Annotated in this window: 22 protein-coding genes and 1 tRNA gene; 11 read left to right on the top strand and 12 right to left on the bottom strand. The window is 42.3% G+C overall.

The annotated features are described in order from the left end of the window. Window positions 1–32 precede the first annotated feature (32 nt). The 5 genes from GD631_RS01805 to GD631_RS01790 all read left to right on the top strand — a co-directional run bounded on the left by GD631_RS01805 (window position 33) and on the right by GD631_RS01790 (window position 2,386). Window positions 33–629: a sugar O-acetyltransferase gene (locus GD631_RS01805; protein ID WP_143260259.1), complete on the top strand. Its 597-nt coding sequence runs from the start codon at window positions 33–35 to the stop codon at window positions 627–629. Between the two features lie 4 nt (window positions 630–633). After that, window positions 634–1,272: an HAD family hydrolase gene (locus GD631_RS01800; protein WP_143260260.1), complete on the top strand. Its 639-nt coding sequence runs from the start codon at window positions 634–636 to the stop codon at window positions 1,270–1,272. Window positions 1,273–1,316: 44 nt separating this feature from the next. Next, window positions 1,317–1,556 carry a hypothetical protein gene (locus GD631_RS22095; RefSeq protein ID WP_143260261.1) on the top strand — a complete coding sequence of 80 codons (240 nt, stop codon included), beginning with the start codon at window positions 1,317–1,319 and terminating at the stop codon, window positions 1,554–1,556. Continuing rightward, on the top strand, window positions 1,510–1,929 hold the full coding sequence (locus GD631_RS01795; protein WP_143260262.1) for an RteC domain-containing protein: 420 nt from the start codon (window positions 1,510–1,512) through the stop codon (window positions 1,927–1,929). The genes GD631_RS22095 and GD631_RS01795 overlap by 47 nt, the downstream gene beginning before the upstream one ends. A 130-nt stretch (window positions 1,930–2,059) precedes the next feature. Further along, complete coding sequence (locus GD631_RS01790; RefSeq protein ID WP_143260263.1) at window positions 2,060–2,386, top strand: helix-turn-helix domain-containing protein; 327 nt, start codon at window positions 2,060–2,062, stop codon at window positions 2,384–2,386. Window positions 2,387–2,435: 49 nt separating this feature from the next. On the opposite strand, the gene GD631_RS01785 is transcribed toward GD631_RS01790, so the two are convergent. From GD631_RS01785 to GD631_RS01760, 6 genes are all read right to left on the bottom strand, one after another. After that, window positions 2,436–3,161, bottom strand: a complete 726-nt coding sequence (locus GD631_RS01785) for a hypothetical protein (protein ID WP_143260264.1) — start codon at window positions 3,159–3,161, stop codon at window positions 2,436–2,438. Window positions 3,162–3,165: 4 nt separating this feature from the next. Then, window positions 3,166–4,086, bottom strand: coding sequence for a relaxase/mobilization nuclease domain-containing protein (locus GD631_RS01780; RefSeq protein WP_143260265.1), 921 nt, complete (start codon window positions 4,084–4,086; stop codon window positions 3,166–3,168). Next, entirely contained in the window at window positions 4,052–4,435 is a 384-nt protein-coding gene (locus GD631_RS01775) for a MobC family plasmid mobilization relaxosome protein (RefSeq protein WP_143260266.1), read from the bottom strand. The genes GD631_RS01780 and GD631_RS01775 overlap by 35 nt, the downstream gene beginning before the upstream one ends. Window positions 4,436–4,592: 157 nt before the next feature. Then, on the bottom strand, window positions 4,593–5,627 hold the full coding sequence (locus GD631_RS01770; protein WP_143260267.1) for a DUF8464 domain-containing protein: 1,035 nt from the start codon (window positions 5,625–5,627) through the stop codon (window positions 4,593–4,595). Between the two features lie 332 nt (window positions 5,628–5,959). Then, the gene (locus GD631_RS01765; RefSeq protein WP_143260268.1) at window positions 5,960–7,192 is read right to left on the bottom strand and encodes a virulence-associated E family protein; all 1,233 of its coding nucleotides are present in this window, start codon (window positions 7,190–7,192) and stop codon (window positions 5,960–5,962) included. After that, on the bottom strand, window positions 7,173–7,478 hold the full coding sequence (locus GD631_RS01760) for a helix-turn-helix domain-containing protein (RefSeq protein ID WP_143260269.1): 306 nt from the start codon (window positions 7,476–7,478) through the stop codon (window positions 7,173–7,175). The genes GD631_RS01765 and GD631_RS01760 overlap by 20 nt, the downstream gene beginning before the upstream one ends. Window positions 7,479–7,827: 349 nt before the next feature. Here GD631_RS01760 and GD631_RS01755 point away from each other — a divergent pair, with 349 nt between their 5' ends. Next, window positions 7,828–8,109, top strand: coding sequence for a helix-turn-helix domain-containing protein (locus GD631_RS01755; protein WP_143260270.1), 282 nt, complete (start codon window positions 7,828–7,830; stop codon window positions 8,107–8,109). A gap of 5 nt (window positions 8,110–8,114) precedes the next feature. Continuing rightward, complete coding sequence (locus GD631_RS01750; protein WP_143260271.1) at window positions 8,115–8,408, top strand: helix-turn-helix domain-containing protein; 294 nt, start codon at window positions 8,115–8,117, stop codon at window positions 8,406–8,408. Window positions 8,409–8,519: 111 nt separating this feature from the next. Here the strand turns inward: GD631_RS01750 and GD631_RS01745 are convergent, their stop codons facing one another. After that, entirely contained in the window at window positions 8,520–9,737 is a 1,218-nt protein-coding gene (locus tag GD631_RS01745; RefSeq protein ID WP_143260272.1) for a site-specific integrase, read from the bottom strand. Window positions 9,738–9,935: 198 nt separating this feature from the next. On the opposite strand from GD631_RS01745, the gene GD631_RS01740 reads away from it, so the two are divergent. Both GD631_RS01740 and GD631_RS01735 read left to right on the top strand, forming a co-directional pair. Continuing rightward, window positions 9,936–10,283 carry an ISAon1 family transposase N-terminal region protein gene (locus GD631_RS01740; RefSeq protein ID WP_143260734.1) on the top strand — a complete coding sequence of 116 codons (348 nt, stop codon included), beginning with the start codon at window positions 9,936–9,938 and terminating at the stop codon, window positions 10,281–10,283. Next, on the top strand, window positions 10,279–11,262 hold the full coding sequence (locus GD631_RS01735; RefSeq protein ID WP_425321961.1) for an ISAon1 family transposase: 984 nt from the start codon (window positions 10,279–10,281) through the stop codon (window positions 11,260–11,262). Before GD631_RS01740 ends, GD631_RS01735 begins: the two co-directional genes overlap by 5 nt. A 174-nt stretch (window positions 11,263–11,436) precedes the next feature. On the opposite strand, the gene GD631_RS01730 is transcribed toward GD631_RS01735, so the two are convergent. From GD631_RS01730 to sppA, 5 genes are all read right to left on the bottom strand, one after another. Continuing rightward, window positions 11,437–11,509: transfer RNA gene (locus GD631_RS01730), tRNA-Phe, on the bottom strand. Window positions 11,510–11,670: 161 nt separating this feature from the next. Further along, window positions 11,671–12,708 (bottom strand): thiamine-phosphate kinase, encoded by a 1,038-nt coding sequence (gene thiL / locus GD631_RS01725; protein WP_143260512.1) that lies wholly within the window; start codon window positions 12,706–12,708, stop codon window positions 11,671–11,673. Between the two features lie 16 nt (window positions 12,709–12,724). After that, on the bottom strand, window positions 12,725–13,534 hold the full coding sequence (locus GD631_RS01720) for a purine-nucleoside phosphorylase (RefSeq protein WP_087323630.1): 810 nt from the start codon (window positions 13,532–13,534) through the stop codon (window positions 12,725–12,727). Then, the gene (lpxK, locus tag GD631_RS01715) at window positions 13,491–14,621 is read right to left on the bottom strand and encodes a tetraacyldisaccharide 4'-kinase (protein WP_143260508.1); all 1,131 of its coding nucleotides are present in this window, start codon (window positions 14,619–14,621) and stop codon (window positions 13,491–13,493) included. Before lpxK ends, GD631_RS01720 begins: the two co-directional genes overlap by 44 nt. 10 nt (window positions 14,622–14,631) lie before the next feature. After that, on the bottom strand, window positions 14,632–16,410 hold the full coding sequence (sppA, locus tag GD631_RS01710) for a signal peptide peptidase SppA (protein WP_143260503.1): 1,779 nt from the start codon (window positions 16,408–16,410) through the stop codon (window positions 14,632–14,634). A 231-nt stretch (window positions 16,411–16,641) separates the two neighbouring features. On the opposite strand from sppA, the gene GD631_RS01705 reads away from it, so the two are divergent. Both GD631_RS01705 and GD631_RS01700 read left to right on the top strand, forming a co-directional pair. Beyond that, window positions 16,642–16,986, top strand: a complete 345-nt coding sequence (locus tag GD631_RS01705; protein WP_223225947.1) for a hypothetical protein — start codon at window positions 16,642–16,644, stop codon at window positions 16,984–16,986. Between the two features lie 57 nt (window positions 16,987–17,043). Further along, complete coding sequence (locus tag GD631_RS01700; protein WP_143260499.1) at window positions 17,044–19,239, top strand: GH92 family glycosyl hydrolase; 2,196 nt, start codon at window positions 17,044–17,046, stop codon at window positions 19,237–19,239. Window positions 19,240–19,302: the final 63 nt, after the last annotated feature.

The following is a 19,302-nucleotide window of genomic DNA, read 5'->3' as shown; positions in this document are numbered from 1 at the left end:
ATAACTTTGCAACATATTTAAAATTATAGCTTATGAAAACTGAAATGGAAAAATGTTTGGCTGGTGAATGGTATGATTGCCACGACCCATTTTTTATGGATTTGAAAAGTAAAGCTCATCACTTGTTGATGAAATACAATTCTTTGCCGTATGACCAAAAGACTGAAAAATATGCCTTACTAAAGGAAATGTTTGGAAGCATAGGTGCAAATGTTTCTGTCGGTCATTCGTTTATATGTGATTATGGATGCAATATACATATCGGTGATAATGTCACTGTAAATACCGGTTGTACATTTGTCGATTGCAATAAGATTACCATAGGGAACAATGTACTGGTAGCACCTAATGTGCAAATCTATACGGCAACTCACCCAGTAGAGTTTAATGAACGGCTTGTATTGACAGAAACCCCGGATGGCTGTAAATATGTCCGTCGAACTTTTGCCCTCCCTGTCATGATAGAGGATGGCTGCTGGATTGGCGGTGGAGTAATTATTTTACCGGGAGTGACAATAGGGCAAAAATGTGTGATTGGTGCAGGAAGTGTTGTAACCAAAGATATTCCGGCAAATAGCTTGGCGGTAGGAAATCCTTGCCGGGTGATACGGAAAATCAATCAAATGTAAGGTTATGATTAAATTAGTAGCCTTTGATTTAGACGGTACAATCGGAGATACAATTCCCATGTGCCTCAAAGCCTTAAAAAAGGCAGTAACTCCCTATGTTACTCTTAATGATGTATCCGAAAATGATATTTTAGAAACTTTTGGGTTAAATGAAAAAGGGATGATAAAAAAACTTGTTGGTTATAATGGGGAAAATGCTTTGGATGACTTCTACGTGATATACGAACAAATGCATATAATGTGCCCTCGTCCTTTTGACGGTATAACAGAACTGATTGAGAAGTTAAAAAAGAAATCTATTCTTATTGCTTTGGTTACAGGAAAAGGAGAAAAGAGCTGTGCGATAACATTACGTCAATTTAATATGGACACGTGTTTTGATAAAGTAAAAACTGGAAATCCTTTCAAAAATAATAAAGCAGAGAATTTTAGGGAACTGCTCGCAGATTATAAATTACAACCGGATGAAATGATATATATAGGTGATACAGTTTCAGATATTGTGTCTTGTAGGGAAGTTGGAATACGATGTTTATCTGCTTCATGGGTAACTTCTTGCTTAGATGCACAAAAATTAGAAGCTCACAATGCTGGGAATGTTTTTTATTCAATAGCTTCACTTGAATGCTATTTAATGGGATGACAAATATATGTGCTTAATAAAAAAACATTTAGTATTTCTATTGTATGAACAAAATATCAGATTTGAGTTTCTTTCGATTATTATCGGAATGCTCACAACGTAAAGTTTCCGTATCAGAGTTTATGGAAGCTATTGAGGAATTGGCTATTCACTTGGCTGATTTTAGTATCAATGAACAGAATAATAGCGTTTTACTACGCTACCTTTCTTTCGGATTGTATAGACTTAAATCGTATCATGTGCGGTTTGAGCAAGAAAAAAATGCCTTATTTGTATCTTATTGATGAAGCGATTGGGCTACTGAACAATGAAATACGCCTTGTGGAATGGCGTATCAAGTACCCGGAGCAATTCAAATCACACTTTAACAAACAACCTTTTTCCCCTCTTTATTTGGCAGACAAAACAAATCTGATTGATATAATGGAAATTATCAGCGGTTTATTCCTTTCCAAACGTATCGTCTATAAAAATGGAAAACCAGCTTTCTTGTCCGACTTGTCTAAAGCCTTTGAATGGGTGTTTAACATTCAACTGAAAGACTATCACCAAAAGCATGAGGACGTAATAAAGCGAAAGCCGGGCAAGCTGACCGAATTTCTTAATGGATTGGCTGACCTTATCCGAAACGAACATGATAAAAAAGGATATAGATAATCAATGACTTAGTTTCAATTTATAGGGGATTCCATGTACTACCCCGTAATTTCTTTGCGCTGGTTTTCTGAACTTTGCTTCATCAATCGATTGACAAACGAGAATGTATAATCTGAAAAATGAAGCAAATATGTATATAGAAAACTACGATTTCAAAGAATGGATGCAAAAGCTATTTGATAAATTGGATGAGCTTTGCAAGGATGTACGGGTATTGCGTAATGCCGGTAAGGTGATGCCCGAAGATGATAACCTGCTGGATAATCAGGATTTATGCCTGTTATTCAAAGTGAGTATCAGAACATTGCAACGGCTGCGAAGCAAAAACGAGCTTCCCTATATGTTGATTAGTGGAAAAGTCTATTACCGGGCTTCGGATGTACGGAAGTTCATCAAGGAACGGTTTAATGCGGTCATGCTCCGTAACTTTGAAAAGCAGTTCGGGGAAAAGAAGTAAGACAGATAAGCCGGAGTGGTGGGTATCACTTACTCCGGCTCTCTTTTTTCTATGGTTTTCCTAACTTATCCGCTTCCTTTTTTAACTGTTTGGCTTGCTCGTCCAACAGCCTTGCACGTTCCAACGCTTCCGCTTGCTTACGGCTACGATATTCAAAATCTATAACCGTATCTGTTACGCTTTGAATAAAAGCATTATCCCGTTTCCGGCTGAAATTCATTTCCAGCAAATCGAAGCTGCTTCCGTCTGCCTTTCCTTTCATCAGGAGATAACGGTATTTTATATCATTGTCTTGTAACTGCTGCATCCGTTCCGCAAAGCGGATATTCAGGACTAACGATATAAGGCAAATGAGTATTCCTGATGAAAAAAGAAAGTATTTAGGTTTTAAGTAGGGAGTAATCAGGTTTAGAATTTTGTCATATAAAGAACTGGGTTCTATCTTTTCCAATTGTTGTGTGTTAGCCGGAAACAATATCTTTACTTTCTCCTTGAAATACCTGTGTGAAGCTACGATAAGCCCCTTTATATCTTCAAGGTCTTGTTTTTGGTTCTCGGACTGTCCTTGCTTGATACTGGCGATTTGACTTAAAATCTCCTGCACTATGTTTTCAGGAATGGCAGGCTTTCTCTGTAGTTCCAAAATACGCTGCTCGATAACATCCAGTCGGTTTATCGTTTCCTCCCGGCTGGCTGGTGTCACCTGTTGTTCCTGCTTCTCTTTCAGTTCCGTAACCATAGAGAGAAGCCCCTCTAAAATCAAATTTTCTTCCATACGCTTATAACTTAAATTGTCGTTTCTTTTTTTTCTTCTTCTTTCTCAAATCGGGATTGTCAGGCGTTTCATCAACCGGAGAGGAGGAAACGGAAAACAAACCGTCTAAACCTACCAGTAGCGAATTATCACTTTTGTTTATTGCTGGTTCCTGTGTTTGTGGGGTAATCGTTTGCTTGTTGCTTCCGGCTGTTGTCAACCTTGCATTCCTGAAATATTTATCCAATTTGGAAAAACTGAAAATGCGGTCAATCTCCGAGCCTTTGAACGTGTATTCACCTTTGGAAAAGGAAATACCCTGTATCTCATCCGTCTGCCCTTTGTGTTTGAACTGAATGCTGATTCCTTTTTCCGTTAACTGCTCCTGTAACTGCTGCCAGTTCCTTGATTTTCTGATTTCATTCTTTACAGCCGTGTAAATCTTATATTTCGTTTTGTCCGGCTCTTTTAGACGATGTTGTTTCACCTGTTCTTTCCCTTTGGCAAAATACAGTCCGTGTTTTTCTTTCAGCTTTTTGCAAACTTGCTCGTTCCGGTACATATCGTTGCTGTCTGAAATGGTTTTACCGTTATTATCTATCCGGTTGAATACGATATGCACATGCGGATGCTCCCGGTCTTGATGCCGCACGATAATATATTGCGTATCGGTGATTTTCATTTCACGCATGTACTCCTGTGCCAACTGTATCATTTTCTCGTCTGTTAGTTTTGGGGCATCCACTGCCGAATAACTTAGCGCAATATGTCCGACTGGCTTCTTCAAACCGGGATTCATTTCTGTTTGCATACAGAAACTACGGATAATGTCCTGCTTACTTTCGGCTAATACTCCCTCCGCATGAAGCAAAGCTGCCTGTTCCTTGCCAAGTACATAGTTCACACAGCCTTTAAATCCGCTTCCCTTTTTTATTTTTCCAATCATCCGATAACTGGTTTATGATTTCAATAATCCTGTTTTTCAGTTTCACAAGCTCCACAGCCACGAGCGCAAACCCTCCTGCATTGGCACGGTGTGCAAGCTGGTTGAGGTTGTTGGCTTCTCCTGCCAATTTGCGGATAGTGTCTGCATCCTGTCTGTTCAGCCGGGGTATTACCTCTGCCGAAACAACCGCTTGCCGGACGTATTCGCTAATAGGCAGACCGGATTCCCCGGCTCGCTTCTTGATAGCGTAATACTGTAACTCTGTCAGCTTTGTACTGACTACCCGTTTTTGTTTGTCTATCCGGTTCTTTGCCGGGCGACCTCCTGACTTGTGTCTTATCTCTGTCATACGTTTTTGCTTTTTAGGTAGTATCTTAGAAATTGCGACCAACGGGAGAAATTTCCCTTTGCGATGAGCAAAGCAAAGGGTTTCGGTCTACCGAAACATAACCTTGCTCTCCAAAATCACACCGCTTGTCGTTGGTACATTGTGCCTGTCCTACCGGTTACAATCGCCTGCCCCTTTTTCTTTTTTCACCGGGAGATTGTCTGTTTTTCTCTTCCGGCTGTTGATGCTTGACTGGCTGTGTTTGCTTCTCCGGTTGTGATTGTTTGGCTACCTGTTGCATCCTATCCGTTTGCTGGCTGAACTTCTTCCCGCACAGGTAATCGTTCAAGTCCTTGCATTCACTATACAGATAGGATGAATCACGCACATGCCAACTGTATTCCTTTTGTATGGCTTCTACGGCTTTGCGTCCTGCTTCGTCATTATCCAAAAGACAATGTATTTTCTCGTAGTCGGCTAAAGGGTATAGAGCTTTATCCACGTTGGCGGTCGAGTTCAGAATAACATAATCCTGCCAGTCAAGACAGGGATAGACAGGGTTGGTCTTCTGCCGGATGGCTATAAAAGAAAGATAGTCCATAACTCCCTCGAATACGAAACAGGTATCATTCGATTTCCCCGGCTGTCGTATGTGGGTAATGTCTTTGGGGGATGTGCTGCCCTTGAAACGGGAATTGCGAAGCTCATACCCTCCGGCATCGTTCTTGAAAGCAAGCGCAAAATAGGATTTGTCACCGATACGGTAATACATTTCCTGCACATGGTGCGCTGCCATTTCAGGGGGAATATTCCGGCTTTTCAAATAATCTATGAGTGCCGGGTTCTGCAACGGCTGGATTTTGCGGATTTCTACCGGGTTGCCGGGTCGCTTCCTTTCATCTGTTGGATTTCTTTCCGAAAGTTCTTTCCCTTGAAAAGAAAAAGATTTGCCGTTTCCCTGTTCCAGCCGGCAGATAGCCCCGTAAGCGTTGCAGCCGTATTGCTTCATCACAAGGTCGATGAGCGAACCGCCCTCGCCTGTTCCAAAGTCACACCATAGGTTCACGCCGTAATCGACCTTGAAACTGGGCGTATCATCCTGACGGAACGGGCTGTGGTACATGCCGTAATAAAACTTGTCCACTACGGGCAGAATGCCGAGTGATTCCAAATAATCCTTGATACTTATGTCGTTAGCTTCCTTATAAGTCATAATCTTTATTTTTTGAATGTTTGTAAATTGCAGTAATGAAGTAAGAAAAGAGTAAGAAGAAAAACAACCTGCTTACTACGCCTATTTTCTTTTTTTTCAAGGGATTATGTTCTATGCAGTAAGATAAGTAAGTTATTTCCCTATAAAAGATAGAAATATTACCTACTTTGTTTTCTTATTTCCTTTTTTCTGAAAAATTCCCAAAAGTTCAGGATTTTATCTTACTGCTTACTGCGTGCTATATAAATTGCTGATATTCAATAAATAGAACGCAGTAAGATGTTTTGAGCTAGTTACTGCATGCAGTAGCAGCCAACTTTAAAACGATTGTGTTAACCATAATCGTTATCAGTGTAGGGTACTAAAACATGCTTTATCCTGTACCCATATACCGAATAATTGCTGCTATGAATGCGTTTTTGTACCCGTTTGAATCCGGCTTTACGCAATGCTTCGCCTAACCGTTTTTCTGATAACTGCATAGGGCATACTTCCCGCAAACGGGTGAGGATTTGCGCCGTTGTCATAAAGAAAAGGCTTTCTTCTTCATCGCTTGGCTTCTCAAAATACTGCATCAGCATCTCAAACTCAATTGTCTGCACCTCAAACGCTGCATTCGTTAGATGCAGTTTTTCAATCTCCGCATCATTGAACCAGTAACGCACACCCTGCCGGTACAGGTACATGATTTCCGAATAGACGTTATCCATGCAGATGCTTTCCACTGTCGGCTTGTCGATGTGCAGGACTTCAAACGGCAAAAAACGCCTGCTGCCTGTCGGGTCGGTCAAAAACTCGTTGCCATTCACCGAAGCCATGAAACTGGCTAAGTGCGGGTATTCCTCTATGTAAATATCATATGGTCTGCGGTACTTGACTGCCGGGGTGGTAATCAAGTTCTTTAAGGTATTTTCATTCTGCTTGTTGAGTTCCTTTAGCTGGTCGTCAATGTTGATAAACAGGTATTCGGCTATCAGTGTGAGGATGTCCTTGCCTTGCGGGTCTATCTTACCTGTAAAGAGGTAGTTCTTTAACGGGGGCGGGCAAAGGTTATCCAGCCACCATGTTTTGAACTGTCCCTGTCTGTCACCGGTCAGGACTAAACAGGTATGGTTTTGACATCCTGTGTCGTTCATCGCATTGGCTACCACGCCGACAAGCCATTTCGTGAAATATTCTTCCCATTTATCGGGATTGGCTACCTGTACCGTATCGAGCAGTCTTTTGATATATCCATCTTTGGCGGGATTCAGTAAGGGCAGGGCAGTGAAATATTCCCGTATAGGATGCACTTTCTCGGCAAAATCACTTTCCAGTATCATACGGATGTTGTCGGCAGAGGTGGAAACGCCTGCGGTAACATCCAGCCTGCGCCTGAACGAGTTCAAAGCGAACTTCGTAACAGGCTGGTACAAGCCGGAGGTATTTGCTGCCCGGTATTCCGTCCGGCTTTTCACGGTATTAAACCGGAAGTCATACAGGACGTTAAGCTGCCTTTCGATACGCTCGTTTTTGGATAGTTTGCCCTCAATGCGCTCCGCTTCGTTATCTCTTTTCTTTTTCATCGGAAAGCCTGTTAGAAGCCGGAACATATTGCTGTTGTATCCACCTTTTCAACTCGTCCATATCAAAACGCAAGGAACGTCCACGCTTGACACATGGTATCGCTCCGCTGGCAGCTAAATGGTAGAGGTAATTAACGGAATATCCGGTTATGCTGCTGGCAACAGATATTTTGACTAACACAGGCTCTTTTTCGACCTGTTCGTTGGGCTGTGTGCCGACTACGGGAGAAATCATCTTTTCGATGTTTTCCAGCCGCTTGAAAATTTCTTCGAATGGATTGTTCATAGTGCTTTGTTTTTTGAATTAGCACCACAAATAAAATAAGAAAAAACGGTAAAAAACAAAGCGTCAGGCGTTTGGAATCGCTTTGCTGCGCCCTGCACCACATTAATATCGGGTTATAATAAGTTCGTTTGTGTTCTCCACCTTATTTATTTTAAGAGAATGAAAAGCTACCGGCAAATTTCGCTCTTTCTCTTATTTTCTTGCAGTTTCCGTTATCATTGGAACACTGATACCGGTCAATGGCACAAATGAAAAGACATGAGCGGACAAGCAGCAACAAGCTATTATTCAAGCATATATATTTGCATCAAATAAGAAAAACGAAGTAATAACAAAAACAAGTCAGAATATGGAAATAGTAACCATTGAAAAGAAAACATTCGAGCTTTGGCAGCAGAAGTTTGAAACCTTTATCCGGCGTATGGATGCGCTCTGTTCCCGTAAGAAACGGGTTAATTGGCTGGATAACTGCGACACCTGCCGTTTGCTGAACGTATCAGCCCGAACGATGCAAACCTACCGTGATACTGGGAAACTGCCTTATTCGCAGATTAACGGAAAGATTTACTATAAGGCTTCGGATGTGGATGCCTTTATACAGAACCAAGTGAATAACAATTCTAAAAAATAAAACGTATGGATTTGATTACGAAAGATTCCGATGCCACGCTGGTATTGTTTTCATCCCTTGACAGGGTGCTGGAAAATGTGGAAAACATGGTAACGAACTATCGCCCGGTGTTGAACGGCGAACACTACCTGACGGGTGAGGAAGTCTGCAAAAAGCTGTGTATCAGCAAACGTACTTTGCAGGATTACAGGGATACGGGGATGCTGGGATATGTACAGCTTCCGGGAAAGATAATCTACCGGGAAAGTGACATCATGGAATTGTTGGATAGACATTCCCGAAGTCCAGGTTTAAAATAGTGATAGCTTGACATCTTGAAATATTGCTATCTTGTTTTCTTGATTTATAGGTTGATTGAAAGCCGGCAATCTCGTTTTATTTAAAAACAGTATTGCCGGCTTTGATTGTGATTATACTGAAAGGTGCTTTTCAACGGCTTGCATATCTCTTAATATCGTTTGGTCTAATACCTTCGCATAATGTTGTGTCATTCGCGTGGATGAATGCCCCAGCATTTTAGCCACATTCGGCAGCGACACGTTGTTAGCCAGCGCAATGACGGATGCGAAGCTATGCCGGGCTGTGTGCGTGGTCAGATTCTTTTTAATTCCGCAAAGGTCGGCAATCTCTTTTAAGTAACTGTTCATTTTCTGATTGCAAGGCACAGGAAGTAAAGCCCCTTTGTCAAGGCAGTACGGGTTATCCCTATACTTTTCAAGTATCTGTTTAGGGATGCTCAAAAGCGGAATATTACAAAGGTTGCTTGTTTTTTCACGGGCTTTCACTATCCACAAATTACCGTTGCTATCCTCTGAAATATGTTCAGAACGCAAATTATACACATCTATGAACGCCAACCCGGTGTACACACAGAAAATAAAGACATCCCGCACCAGTTCCAATCGTTCTATCTTGAACTCTTTGTGCCAAATCTTGTTTATCTCGGCTTGGGTGAGGAACTCTTTGTTTACTTCGACTTCGTGAAACTTGATTCCGGCAAACGGATTTTTCGTTAACCACTCGTTGGCAATGGCAAGGTTTATCACTTTCTTGAAGCATTTCATGTACCGGATAACGGTATTTTGTGCGCAATGTTTCTCCGTCTTTAGGTATAAATCGAATTTGCGCACCAGTTCCCCGTTTACCTCACGCAGTAGCATATCATCTACCTTGTAATCCCGTTTAACCAGTTCCATGAGATATTTAAGGCAATTATCGTAGCGTCTTACAGTGATGTCGGCATAGTCCGTTCCGATTAGCTTCCGGCAGTTATCGTTATGCTCTTTGAATACATTGTATAATGTCTTGGATGTCTCGTCTTTCCCCTGATAACGGTTTACTATAGCACGGGCAGAGATAATCTTTCCCTCCAGTTCCAAATCTTGGTAAATTTGGTAGAACTTTACACGCAAAGCGTCAATATAGTGGTTTAGTTCTACGGAATTACGGTCTTTGCCTATTGACTTCTCTTTATCTTGCGACCAAAGTGGGACTTTGATACTCCGTTTTAGTTGAAGTTCCACATATAAGCGGTCATAAGTGACACGCACACGCACGGGTGCTTCTCCGTTTTTTAACAGTTTGCTTCTCTTGATAAAGAACAAAACACTGAATCTTTTTCTTTCCATCCTGTCCAATTTTTAATGATACAAAGTTAGGAAATCGAACCGGAAACCCTGTTATGTAAAATAGTGCAACAGGTTGTAAAAGAATGAAGTAGCTATTCTATTGTGGAACATTTGAGGCTTTCTAAAACCGTCCCCCGAATAAGGGGTCAATGTAAAAAACAGGTTGTTAAAATGTGATAGTCTTGCTAACTTTGCGGTATGAAACAATGGCAGATATTAAAAACAATCTTTCCGGAGATTATCACGGCCAACTTTGAGTTTGTCAACTACGAGGAAACGTACGAACGGCTGGATTACTGGCTTGACGAGCGTGGTTATATGTCTCGCGAAGATTACAAGAAGGGTACTGTCCGCGAATATGGCTTTACCGAAGAACGTGTGATACAGGATTTTCCGATTCGCGGGAAGGCGGTATACTTGCATGTGCGACGGCGTAAGTGGCGCGACATGGAAGACGGGAGTATCTTTACCTATGACTACGATCTGACGGAAGAAGGCAGCCGCCTGACCCCTGAGTTCGTTGCTTTTTTAAAAGAGGAGGATTGAATCCACCCCTGAGAGCATACGCTCAATCGGTGCTCATTACGGTGTAAATGGCTCCAACCTATCGCGGCAGTATAAGGAGATTTTCAGTGGCTACAGGCAGTGGAAGCAGCTGTGTCACGCCGATGGGTACGTGCTATATCCGCAGAACATCGGTCCGAACCTGGCCATCGACGAGTCTTCGCTCAGCTGCGGCGAGCTCTATACCTTTGTCACCAACCGTGACGCTCACGGCGGGAAGGGCGCGCTTGTTGCGGCGATACGTGGTACCAGGGCTGAAACGGTCATTGCAGTTCTTGAGAAGATATCTTCTGCCAGACGAAAGACGGTAAGAGAGATAACGCTCGACCTTTCGTCATCCATGATGCTCATAGCCCGTCGGTCATTCCCCAAAGCCATCGTGACCAACGACCGTTTTCATGTCCATAAACTCTACTACGATGCCATAGACGAGCTGCGGATATCTCTGCGGTGGATGGCAAGGGATATTGAAAACGAAGAGATTGCACGCTGTCGCAGGGAGGGCATTCCGTATGTTCCTTACCGTTATGCCAACGGCGACACCCGGAAACAGCTCCTTGCACGTGCCAAATACATTCTGACAAAACATGCCTCCAAATGGACGAAGTCCCAGCAATGGAGAGCCGACATCATTTTTGAATTTTATCCCGAGCTGAAACACGCGTATGATCTTGCCATGGACCTCACCCGCATATTCAACCAAAAAGTTGATAAGGACACTGCCCGGCTGAATCTTGCCCGATGGTACGACAAAGTGGAGAAAATGGCCGGAGGCCAATTCCGCACTGTTACAGAAACATTCCGCAACCACTATGACACAATCCTGAATTACTTTGTCAACCGTTCCACCAATGCCGGCGCTGAATCTTTCAACGCAAAAGTCAAGGCATTCAGAAGTCAATTCCGAGGCGTTACTGATATCCCATTCTTTCTGTTCAGACTCTCCAAGCTATGCGCCTAAAAAGAATCTCACACTCGGGTAGTTTTTTAACACTTCAACCTGTTTTTTACATTGACCCCGAATAAGGACGTATAGCCTGCTTCAATCCCACTTATTTTGCTTATTCTTGGAAATGAAAAATCCCTGAACTTCTTTGAAATTCAGGGATTTACATCGTTTTTCTTTCTTGAAAAGTGGTGCCACCAGGAATCGAACCGGGGACACAAGGATTTTCAGTCCTTTGCTCTACCAACTGAGCTATGGCACCTTGTAGTTGTTTGGTCCGGTAATATCTCTTTTGCGGTTGCAAAGGTAGTGAAACTTTTGGATTCTGCAAGCCTTCTGGAAATAAAAAACACTGATAAAAAGCTAGTTGGCTTATTATCAGTGTTGTATATAATGAAAAATATTTCAAGTATATAATGAAATCTATTGTTTATCTTCCTTTAATGGATTCCAACCCTGTGCTTTTAGTTCGAATTCCTGGCCGTCACGGGTAATTAATGCACAGCCAAGTTCAGGTTTGGTGATATGCCCGATGAGGCGCACTCCTTCCATTTGTGATACTTTCTCATGATCGGCGATAGAAACGGTAAAGAGTAGTTCATAATCTTCTCCGCCATTCAAGGCGCAAGTCGTCAGATTCATGTTAAACTCTTCAGCCATAACAGCCGTCTGATAATCGATCGGAATATGTTCTTCGTACACACGGCAACCGGCATTGCTTTGTCGGCAGATATGCATCAATTCTGATGATAGACCATCAGAAATATCCATCATAGAGGTTGGGACAATATTGGCGGCAGCTAGTTTCTCTATGATATCCTTACGTGCTTCCGGTTTTAACTGGCGTTCTAACAAGTATTCTTTGCCGGTGAAATCCGGTTGAATGTCTTTATCTCCTTTTAGTACGACTTTCTCGCGCTCCAATAGTTGTAAACCCATATAGGATGCTCCCAGATCACCGCTGACGCAGATCAAGTCAGTTTCTTTTGCTCCATTGCGGTAAACCACTTTATCCTTGTCAGCATCGCCGATACAAGTGATGCTGATAGCAAGCCCTGTAAGGGAGGAAGTAGTATCACCTCCCACAATGTCGACATTATATTGTTGGCAGGCTAGGCGGATACCGGAATAAAGCTCGTCCATATCTTCTACGCTGAAACGCTTGGAAAGGCCAAGAGATACCGTAATCTGCCGGGGAGTGCCGTTCATGGCATAAATATCGGAGAAATTAACTACTGCTGATTTATATCCCAAATGTTTCAAAGGAACATAAGTCAAGTCAAAATGTACGCCTTCCATAAGCAGGTCGGTTGTTACCAATACTTGCTTTTCTGAAGGATAGGAGAGAACGGCGGCATCGTCGCCTACTCCATATTTACTGGATTCATTTTCTAGTTTGATTCCCTCGGTGAGGCGGTCAATCAGACCAAACTCACCGAGAGATGCTATTTCAGTTCTCATAAATCGGGGTGATTGTTTAGGCACGGTTGATAAGTTCGCGCATGATTGTTGTCATTTTCGGTTGAGCGGCATCGGCTGCTTTCTGAACTTCTTCGTGCGTTACTTCTACGATTTTTCCTTCTACTCCCAAGTCGGTAATGACGGAAATGCCAAATACTTTGATGCCACAATGATTGGCTACAATTACTTCCGGAACGGTAGACATACCAACAGCGTCGGCGCCAAGGATATGGAATAGTTTATATTCGGCAGGAGTTTCGAAGGTAGGACCTTGTGTGCCGATGTATATTCCGTGTTGTACTTTAATTCCTTTTTCTTTGGCAATCTCATCGGCTTTACGGATCAGTTCCTTGCTGTATGCTTCGCTCATGTCCGGGAAACGAGGACCATAGGGGATATTTTTTCCACGAAGCGGATGTTCGGGGAAATAGTTGATATGGTCAGTGATAATCATCAAATCGCCGATTTCGAAGTCTGCATTTGTTCCGCCACTGGCGTTGGACACAAACAAGGTTTTGATTCCTAATTCGCGCATTACACGTACAGGGAAAGTCACTTCTTTCATCGAATAACCCTCGTAATAGTGGAAACGTCCTTGCATAGCCATGATATCCTTATTGCCTAGTTTGCCGAAAATCAGCTTACCGCTATGACCTTCGACGGTAGATACCGGGAAGTTCGGGATATCCGAATACTTTATTTCATACTTCTCGGTGATTTCGTTTGCCAAACTGCCAAGTCCGGTGCCAAGAATAATGGCTGTTTCCGGGCTGGTATGCATCTTACCTTTCAGATAAGCTGCGGTTTCTTGTATTTTCTCTAACATAGTCAATAATATGTTGGTTAAATTTATCTTGTTGATTCTGTAATATTTCTATTTCAATAGGCAAGGCATAGATAAATGGTTTCAATTCCTTGTCCAAAGCCGGATGGTTAATCAGGCGTGTTGCATCTTTTTCGGTGGTAATAATCAACCGATGTTCTCCTTTCAGCCTATGAAACCGTTCTTTGATAAGCTGTATATCCCGATGGCTGAAATTATGATGATCGTCAAACGATAGCAAATCTATTTGTTTGGTGCAATCTTTCAGTCTTTCAAGAATGGGAGCCGGTGAGGCAATTCCGGTCATCAATAATATATCTGTATTTGTCAGCGAGGACAAATCAATTTCATTGTTTGCCGAAGTGGTATCTGTGTCCGGAACCATCATAGGAAATACCGGTTGCAGGTTGCCATACCGGAACGATGAGAAAAATAACTGTTGATATGGATAAAGGTTCAGTCGTTTCGTGATAATATTATAATCAATAGGTTTGATGTCCTGTGGACATTTGGTGACAATAACGATTTGTGCCCGGTTTTTGCCGTTAATTGGTTCACGAAGTCGTCCTGCGGGGAGCAAGGTGTCGTCACAGAACAGCCGGTGATAATCCGTTAACAGAATACTCAATCCCGGTTTGACATATCGGTGCTGGAAAGCATCATCCAACAGAATAACATCTATCGAAGGCTTTTGCAATGCAAGTAGCTTTTCTATGCCATGACAACGCTTTTCGTCGACGGCTACTGTGACAGACGGGAATTTCTGATGCATCTGGTAGGGTTCGTCACCAATGCTTCTTGCCGTACTTTCCGGAGTCGCCAGCACATAACCTTTCGTATGCCGTTTGTACCCCCGACTTAATACAGCTACATTATATTGATTACAGAGAGACTTTATCAGATATTCAGTGTGCGGAGTTTTCCCTGTTCCTCCAACAGAGAGATTACCTACGCTGATGATAGGTATATCAAAACTCTTTGATTGGAGCACTTCCCAGTCAAAGAGTTTATTTCTCATCATTACCGCTGCTCCGTAGAGCCAGGAGGCAGGGTAGAGCCACTTATGTATCTTTATAAAGTGTTCGTCCATGTATGACAGTTTATTTAATATTCAGTTCGAACGGAATACGCGCCTGAATCATGGATTGTTCTTGCAGATTCTTTAGTAAACCGAATTGTTGGTAGAACTCACCTAACTTACTTTTCAGCAATTGCGATTCTACATAATTCGTTGGTTTCGTATCAAGCAGGGAAGAAAAGAAATCTTGTTTTGCAGGATAAGAAACAACGGTGTAGCCCTCGATACCGGCTTTTGCCACGGCAATATCCAAAGCCTTGTCAATGCCGCCTAACTCGTCTACCAATCCTAACTTTTTAGCAGTTTCCCCGGTCCATACACGGCCTTCGGCAATCTTTTCGATCGCTTCCTTTGTCATGTGACGTCCTTCGGCACAACGGCTAACAAAGGTGTCGTATCCTTCGGTAATCATCATTTGAAGCAATGATTTTTCATCCTCGTTGAACGGGCGCATGATATTCCCGAAATCAGCATATTTATTCGTCTTAACTACATCATAACTTAAACCGATTTTATCAGTCAACCCTTTTACATTAGGAATGATACCGAAGATTCCGATAGAACCGGTCAGGGTAGTAGGCTCTGCAACAATCGTGTCGGCAACGCAAGAGATATAGTAACCTCCTGACGCGGCATAATCACCCATAGAGACAATGACCGGCTTCTTTGTTTTCAACTCTTTCACTGCATGCCAGATTTGTTCTGAAGCAAAAGCACTTCCTCCCGGAGAATTGATACGGAGTACAACAGCTTTTACATCATTGTCATCTTTCAATTTGCGCAGGTCACGAATGACTTTTGAACCAACAATCCCGTCCTCGGAAGTCGCGGAACCCGGATAGTCTGTAATTTCACCGGATGCGTAATAAACGGCCACGATATTGCCGCTCTTGTCTTTTGGCACATTCTTCTTTACGTTCATCATGTCGCTTAATCCTACTATCGGGAGATTGTCATCCTCATCTATCTCTACCAGTTTTTTAAGATAATTGCGCACATCATTGCGATAAATCAAGGTATCAGCCAATCCGCACTTTACACTCTCTTCTGACGGATAGAACATTAACATGCGATCGGCATAAACATTCAGAGAATCTATTGGAATATTGCGGGAGGCAGAAACCCCCTCCGTCACCTGTCCCCAGATGGAAGTGATAAATGCTGTCACTTGTTCGCGATTGGCAGGGCTCATCTCTGTTGCAATAAACGGCTCCACGGCAGATTTGTAAGTTCCCACCTTGAATACCTGCATCTCAACTCCTATTTTTTGTAGCAGGTCTTTGTAGAACAGGGGAGCGGAAGCGATACCTCTCCATTCAATCATTCCTTTGGGATTGAGCAGCACCTTATCGGCTGCGCTGGAAAGATAATAAAGCCCTTGTGTATAGGAGTCGGCATAAGCAATGACGAACTTTCCACTCTCTTTGAAGTCGAGCAGTGCGTTACGGATTTCTTGTAAGGAAGCATAGGAGGTACCTAATGAACTTGCTTGCAAATAAATTCCTTTGATGTTTTCGTTTTCTTTAGCCTTCCGGATGGAAGAGAGAATATCGTCCAGCCCGTACGTGTTAGATTCGTCACCAAACAACTGTGATAAAATACCTAGCGGATCTTCTTGCGTACGTTCAACTAACGTTCCGTTTAAGTCGAGCATCATTACGGAATTCTTTTTTACGATTGTTTCCGTGTCCGAAGCGGACATGATGCCAAACAGCGTTACCATGCTGATTATAAATAATACAATACTTGACAAAATGATACCTGTCACCGTGGCAAGTGTAAATTTCAAGAAATCTTTCATTATATACTTATTGTTTTTGCGTCAGCTTGTTATTAAGCTAACAAAGATAAATAATTGAGTTGATATTTATTCAATAAGTCGTACGAATTTTTGTTTTATCACAGCGAATCCACATAAATAGGAGCTTCTTTTCTGTAAGATTTAAGTATATTTGTCTGTATCTAATCCTTTTAAATGAGAAGAATTCTCTAATTTTGTGGCACAACTATTAATACATAGAATAATCATATTATGAGAAAACTCACCTCTGTTCTTTTACTGCTCTTGTTCGTATGGACGGTACAGGCGCAAACTGCTCGTGAAGAGATCAACGTAAACCGATATTTATCCGCTAATAATTATTATGCATATCCTACCCCTACTGCCAAGCAGACAGCTGCTCCTAAAGGGTACGAGCCTTTTTATATAAGCACCTATATGCGTCATGGTTCACGATATTTGATTGATCCGAATGATTATCGTTTTCCAAAACAGACCTTATTGAAAGCTGACTCTCTGAACAAACTTACCGCAACCGGTAAAAACAGATGTAGCTCCTTATTATCATTGGAAAGATGTAGAAAGCTATTATCGTGAAAAATTAAATAAATATCAGCATATGTAATGCGACATTAACTTAACAATCTAATTATAATGAGAAGAAAAAACCTTTTTATGGCCGCAGTTTTAGCAGGCTTGTTTTTTTATTCTTCCTGTACTCCGACTGAAAAGACGGAAACAAAGGATTATACTCAATACGTTAATACCTTTATTGGGGCTGCTGATAATGGTCATACATTTCCCGGCGCATGCTATCCTTTCGGTATGATACAAACCAGTCCTGTGACGGGAGCGGTCGGTTGGCGCTATTGTTCTGAATATGTTTATGAGGATTCCTTGATTTGGGGATTTACTCAAACACATCTGAATGGAACGGGGTGTATGGATTTAGGTGATATTTTGGTGATGCCGGTCACAGGTACACGTGTACGTGCGTGGGATGCCTATCGCAGTCATTTCTCTAAAGATAAAGAAGCGGCTACTCCGGGATATTACACAGCAGAGCTTTCTGATCCACTAGTAAAAGCGGAACTGACTGCCTCCATCCATGCTGCCCTTCACCGCTATACTTATCACAAGGCTGATTCTGCCTCTATATTGATTGACTTGCAACATGGTCCTGCATGGAGAGAAGAGCAATATCACTCACAAGTCAACAGTTGTGAAGTAAACTGGGAAGATGCTCAAACACTGACAGGACATGTCAATAACACGGTATGGGTCAATCAGGATTATTTCTTTGTGATGAAATTCAACCGTCCGGTAGTCGATTCACTTTATCTTCCGATGGGCGAAACAGAAAAAGGAAAACGCATCATTGCCTCTTTTGACATGCAACCGGGGGACGAGTTGGTGATGAAAGTGGCTCTTTCCACCACCAGCATAGATGGGGCTAAAAAAAATCTGGAGGCAGAAATTCCTGCTTGGGATTTTGAAGGAGTAAGAACTGCCGCCCACAATGAATGGAATAACTATTTGAGCCGTATTGAAATAGAGGGTACCGATGATGAAAAAACGAATTTCTACACTTGTTTCTATCATGCGTTGATTCAACCCAATCAGATATCAGATGTGGATGGTATGTATCGCAATGCCGCCGACTCTATTGTAAAAGCCGGAACAGGTACTTTCTATTCTACATTCTCTTTGTGGGATACTTACCGTGCAGCTCATCCGTTTTATACATTGGTGATTCCCGAACGTGTGGACGGTTTTGTGAATTCTCTCATCGAACAGGGCGAAGTGCAAGGTTTCCTACCTATATGGGGATTGTGGGGTAAAGAGAATTTCTGTATGATTGGTAATCACGGCGTATCAGTTATAGCCGAGGCTTATCGCAAAGGCTTCCGTGGCTTTGACGCTGAACGTGCTTTCAATATAATAAAGAAGACGCAGACCGTATCTCATCCGTTGAAGTCTGATTGGGAAGTTTATACAAAATATGGTTATTTCCCGACAGACCTGATAAAAGCAGAATCTGTATCTTCTACTTTAGAATCGGTATATGATGATTATGCTGCTGCCGATATGGCACGACGTATGGGCAAAGAGGAAGATGCCGCTTATTTTGCGAAACGTGCTGACTATTATAAGAATCTATTCGATCCGGAGACGAAGTTCATGCGCCCGCGTAAGGCGGACGGAACTTGGAAAGCTCCGTTTAATCCAAGTGCGTTGGCGCATTCAGAGAGTATTGGTGGAGATTATACGGAAGGAAACGCATGGCAATATACTTGGCATGTACAGCATGATGTACCGGGATTAATCCAGTTGTTTGGCGGTGAAAAGCCTTTCCTGAATAAATTAGACTCATTGTTTACAGTTGAGCTAGAAGGCGAGAGTTTATCAGATGTTACCGGATTGATCGGACAGTATGCTCACGGCAATGAACCAAGTCATCATGTTACTTATTTGTATGCATTGGCTGGTCGTCCGGAACGTACACAGGAATTAGTTCGTGAAATATTTGATACTCAATATAAGAACAAACCCGACGGACTTTGCGGAAATGATGATTGCGGACAGATGTCTGCCTGGTATATGCTTAGTGCGATGGGATTCTATCCGGTAGATCCGGTGAGTGCGGAATATGTATTCGGTGCTCCACAGTTGCCGAAGATGACTTTGTACTTGGCTGATGGCAAGACCTTCACAATTGTTGCAGAGAATTTATCGAAAGAACATAAATATGTGGATAGTATTACATTGAATGGTGAACCATATACGAAGAAAACAATCCCGCATGAAGATATTGTAAAAGGTGGTACACTGGTGTATAAGATGAAGTAATTCTCAAACATCCTCACCGTAATGAGAAAAAATACTCATTGCGGTGAGAACTTTTTCTCATTA

The organism is Bacteroides luhongzhouii, assembly GCF_009193295.2.
GTDB classification, from domain to species: domain Bacteria; phylum Bacteroidota; class Bacteroidia; order Bacteroidales; family Bacteroidaceae; genus Bacteroides; species Bacteroides luhongzhouii.
The sequence above is the reverse complement of the archived record's forward strand: the minus strand, read 5'-3'. Positions and strand labels throughout refer to the sequence as shown.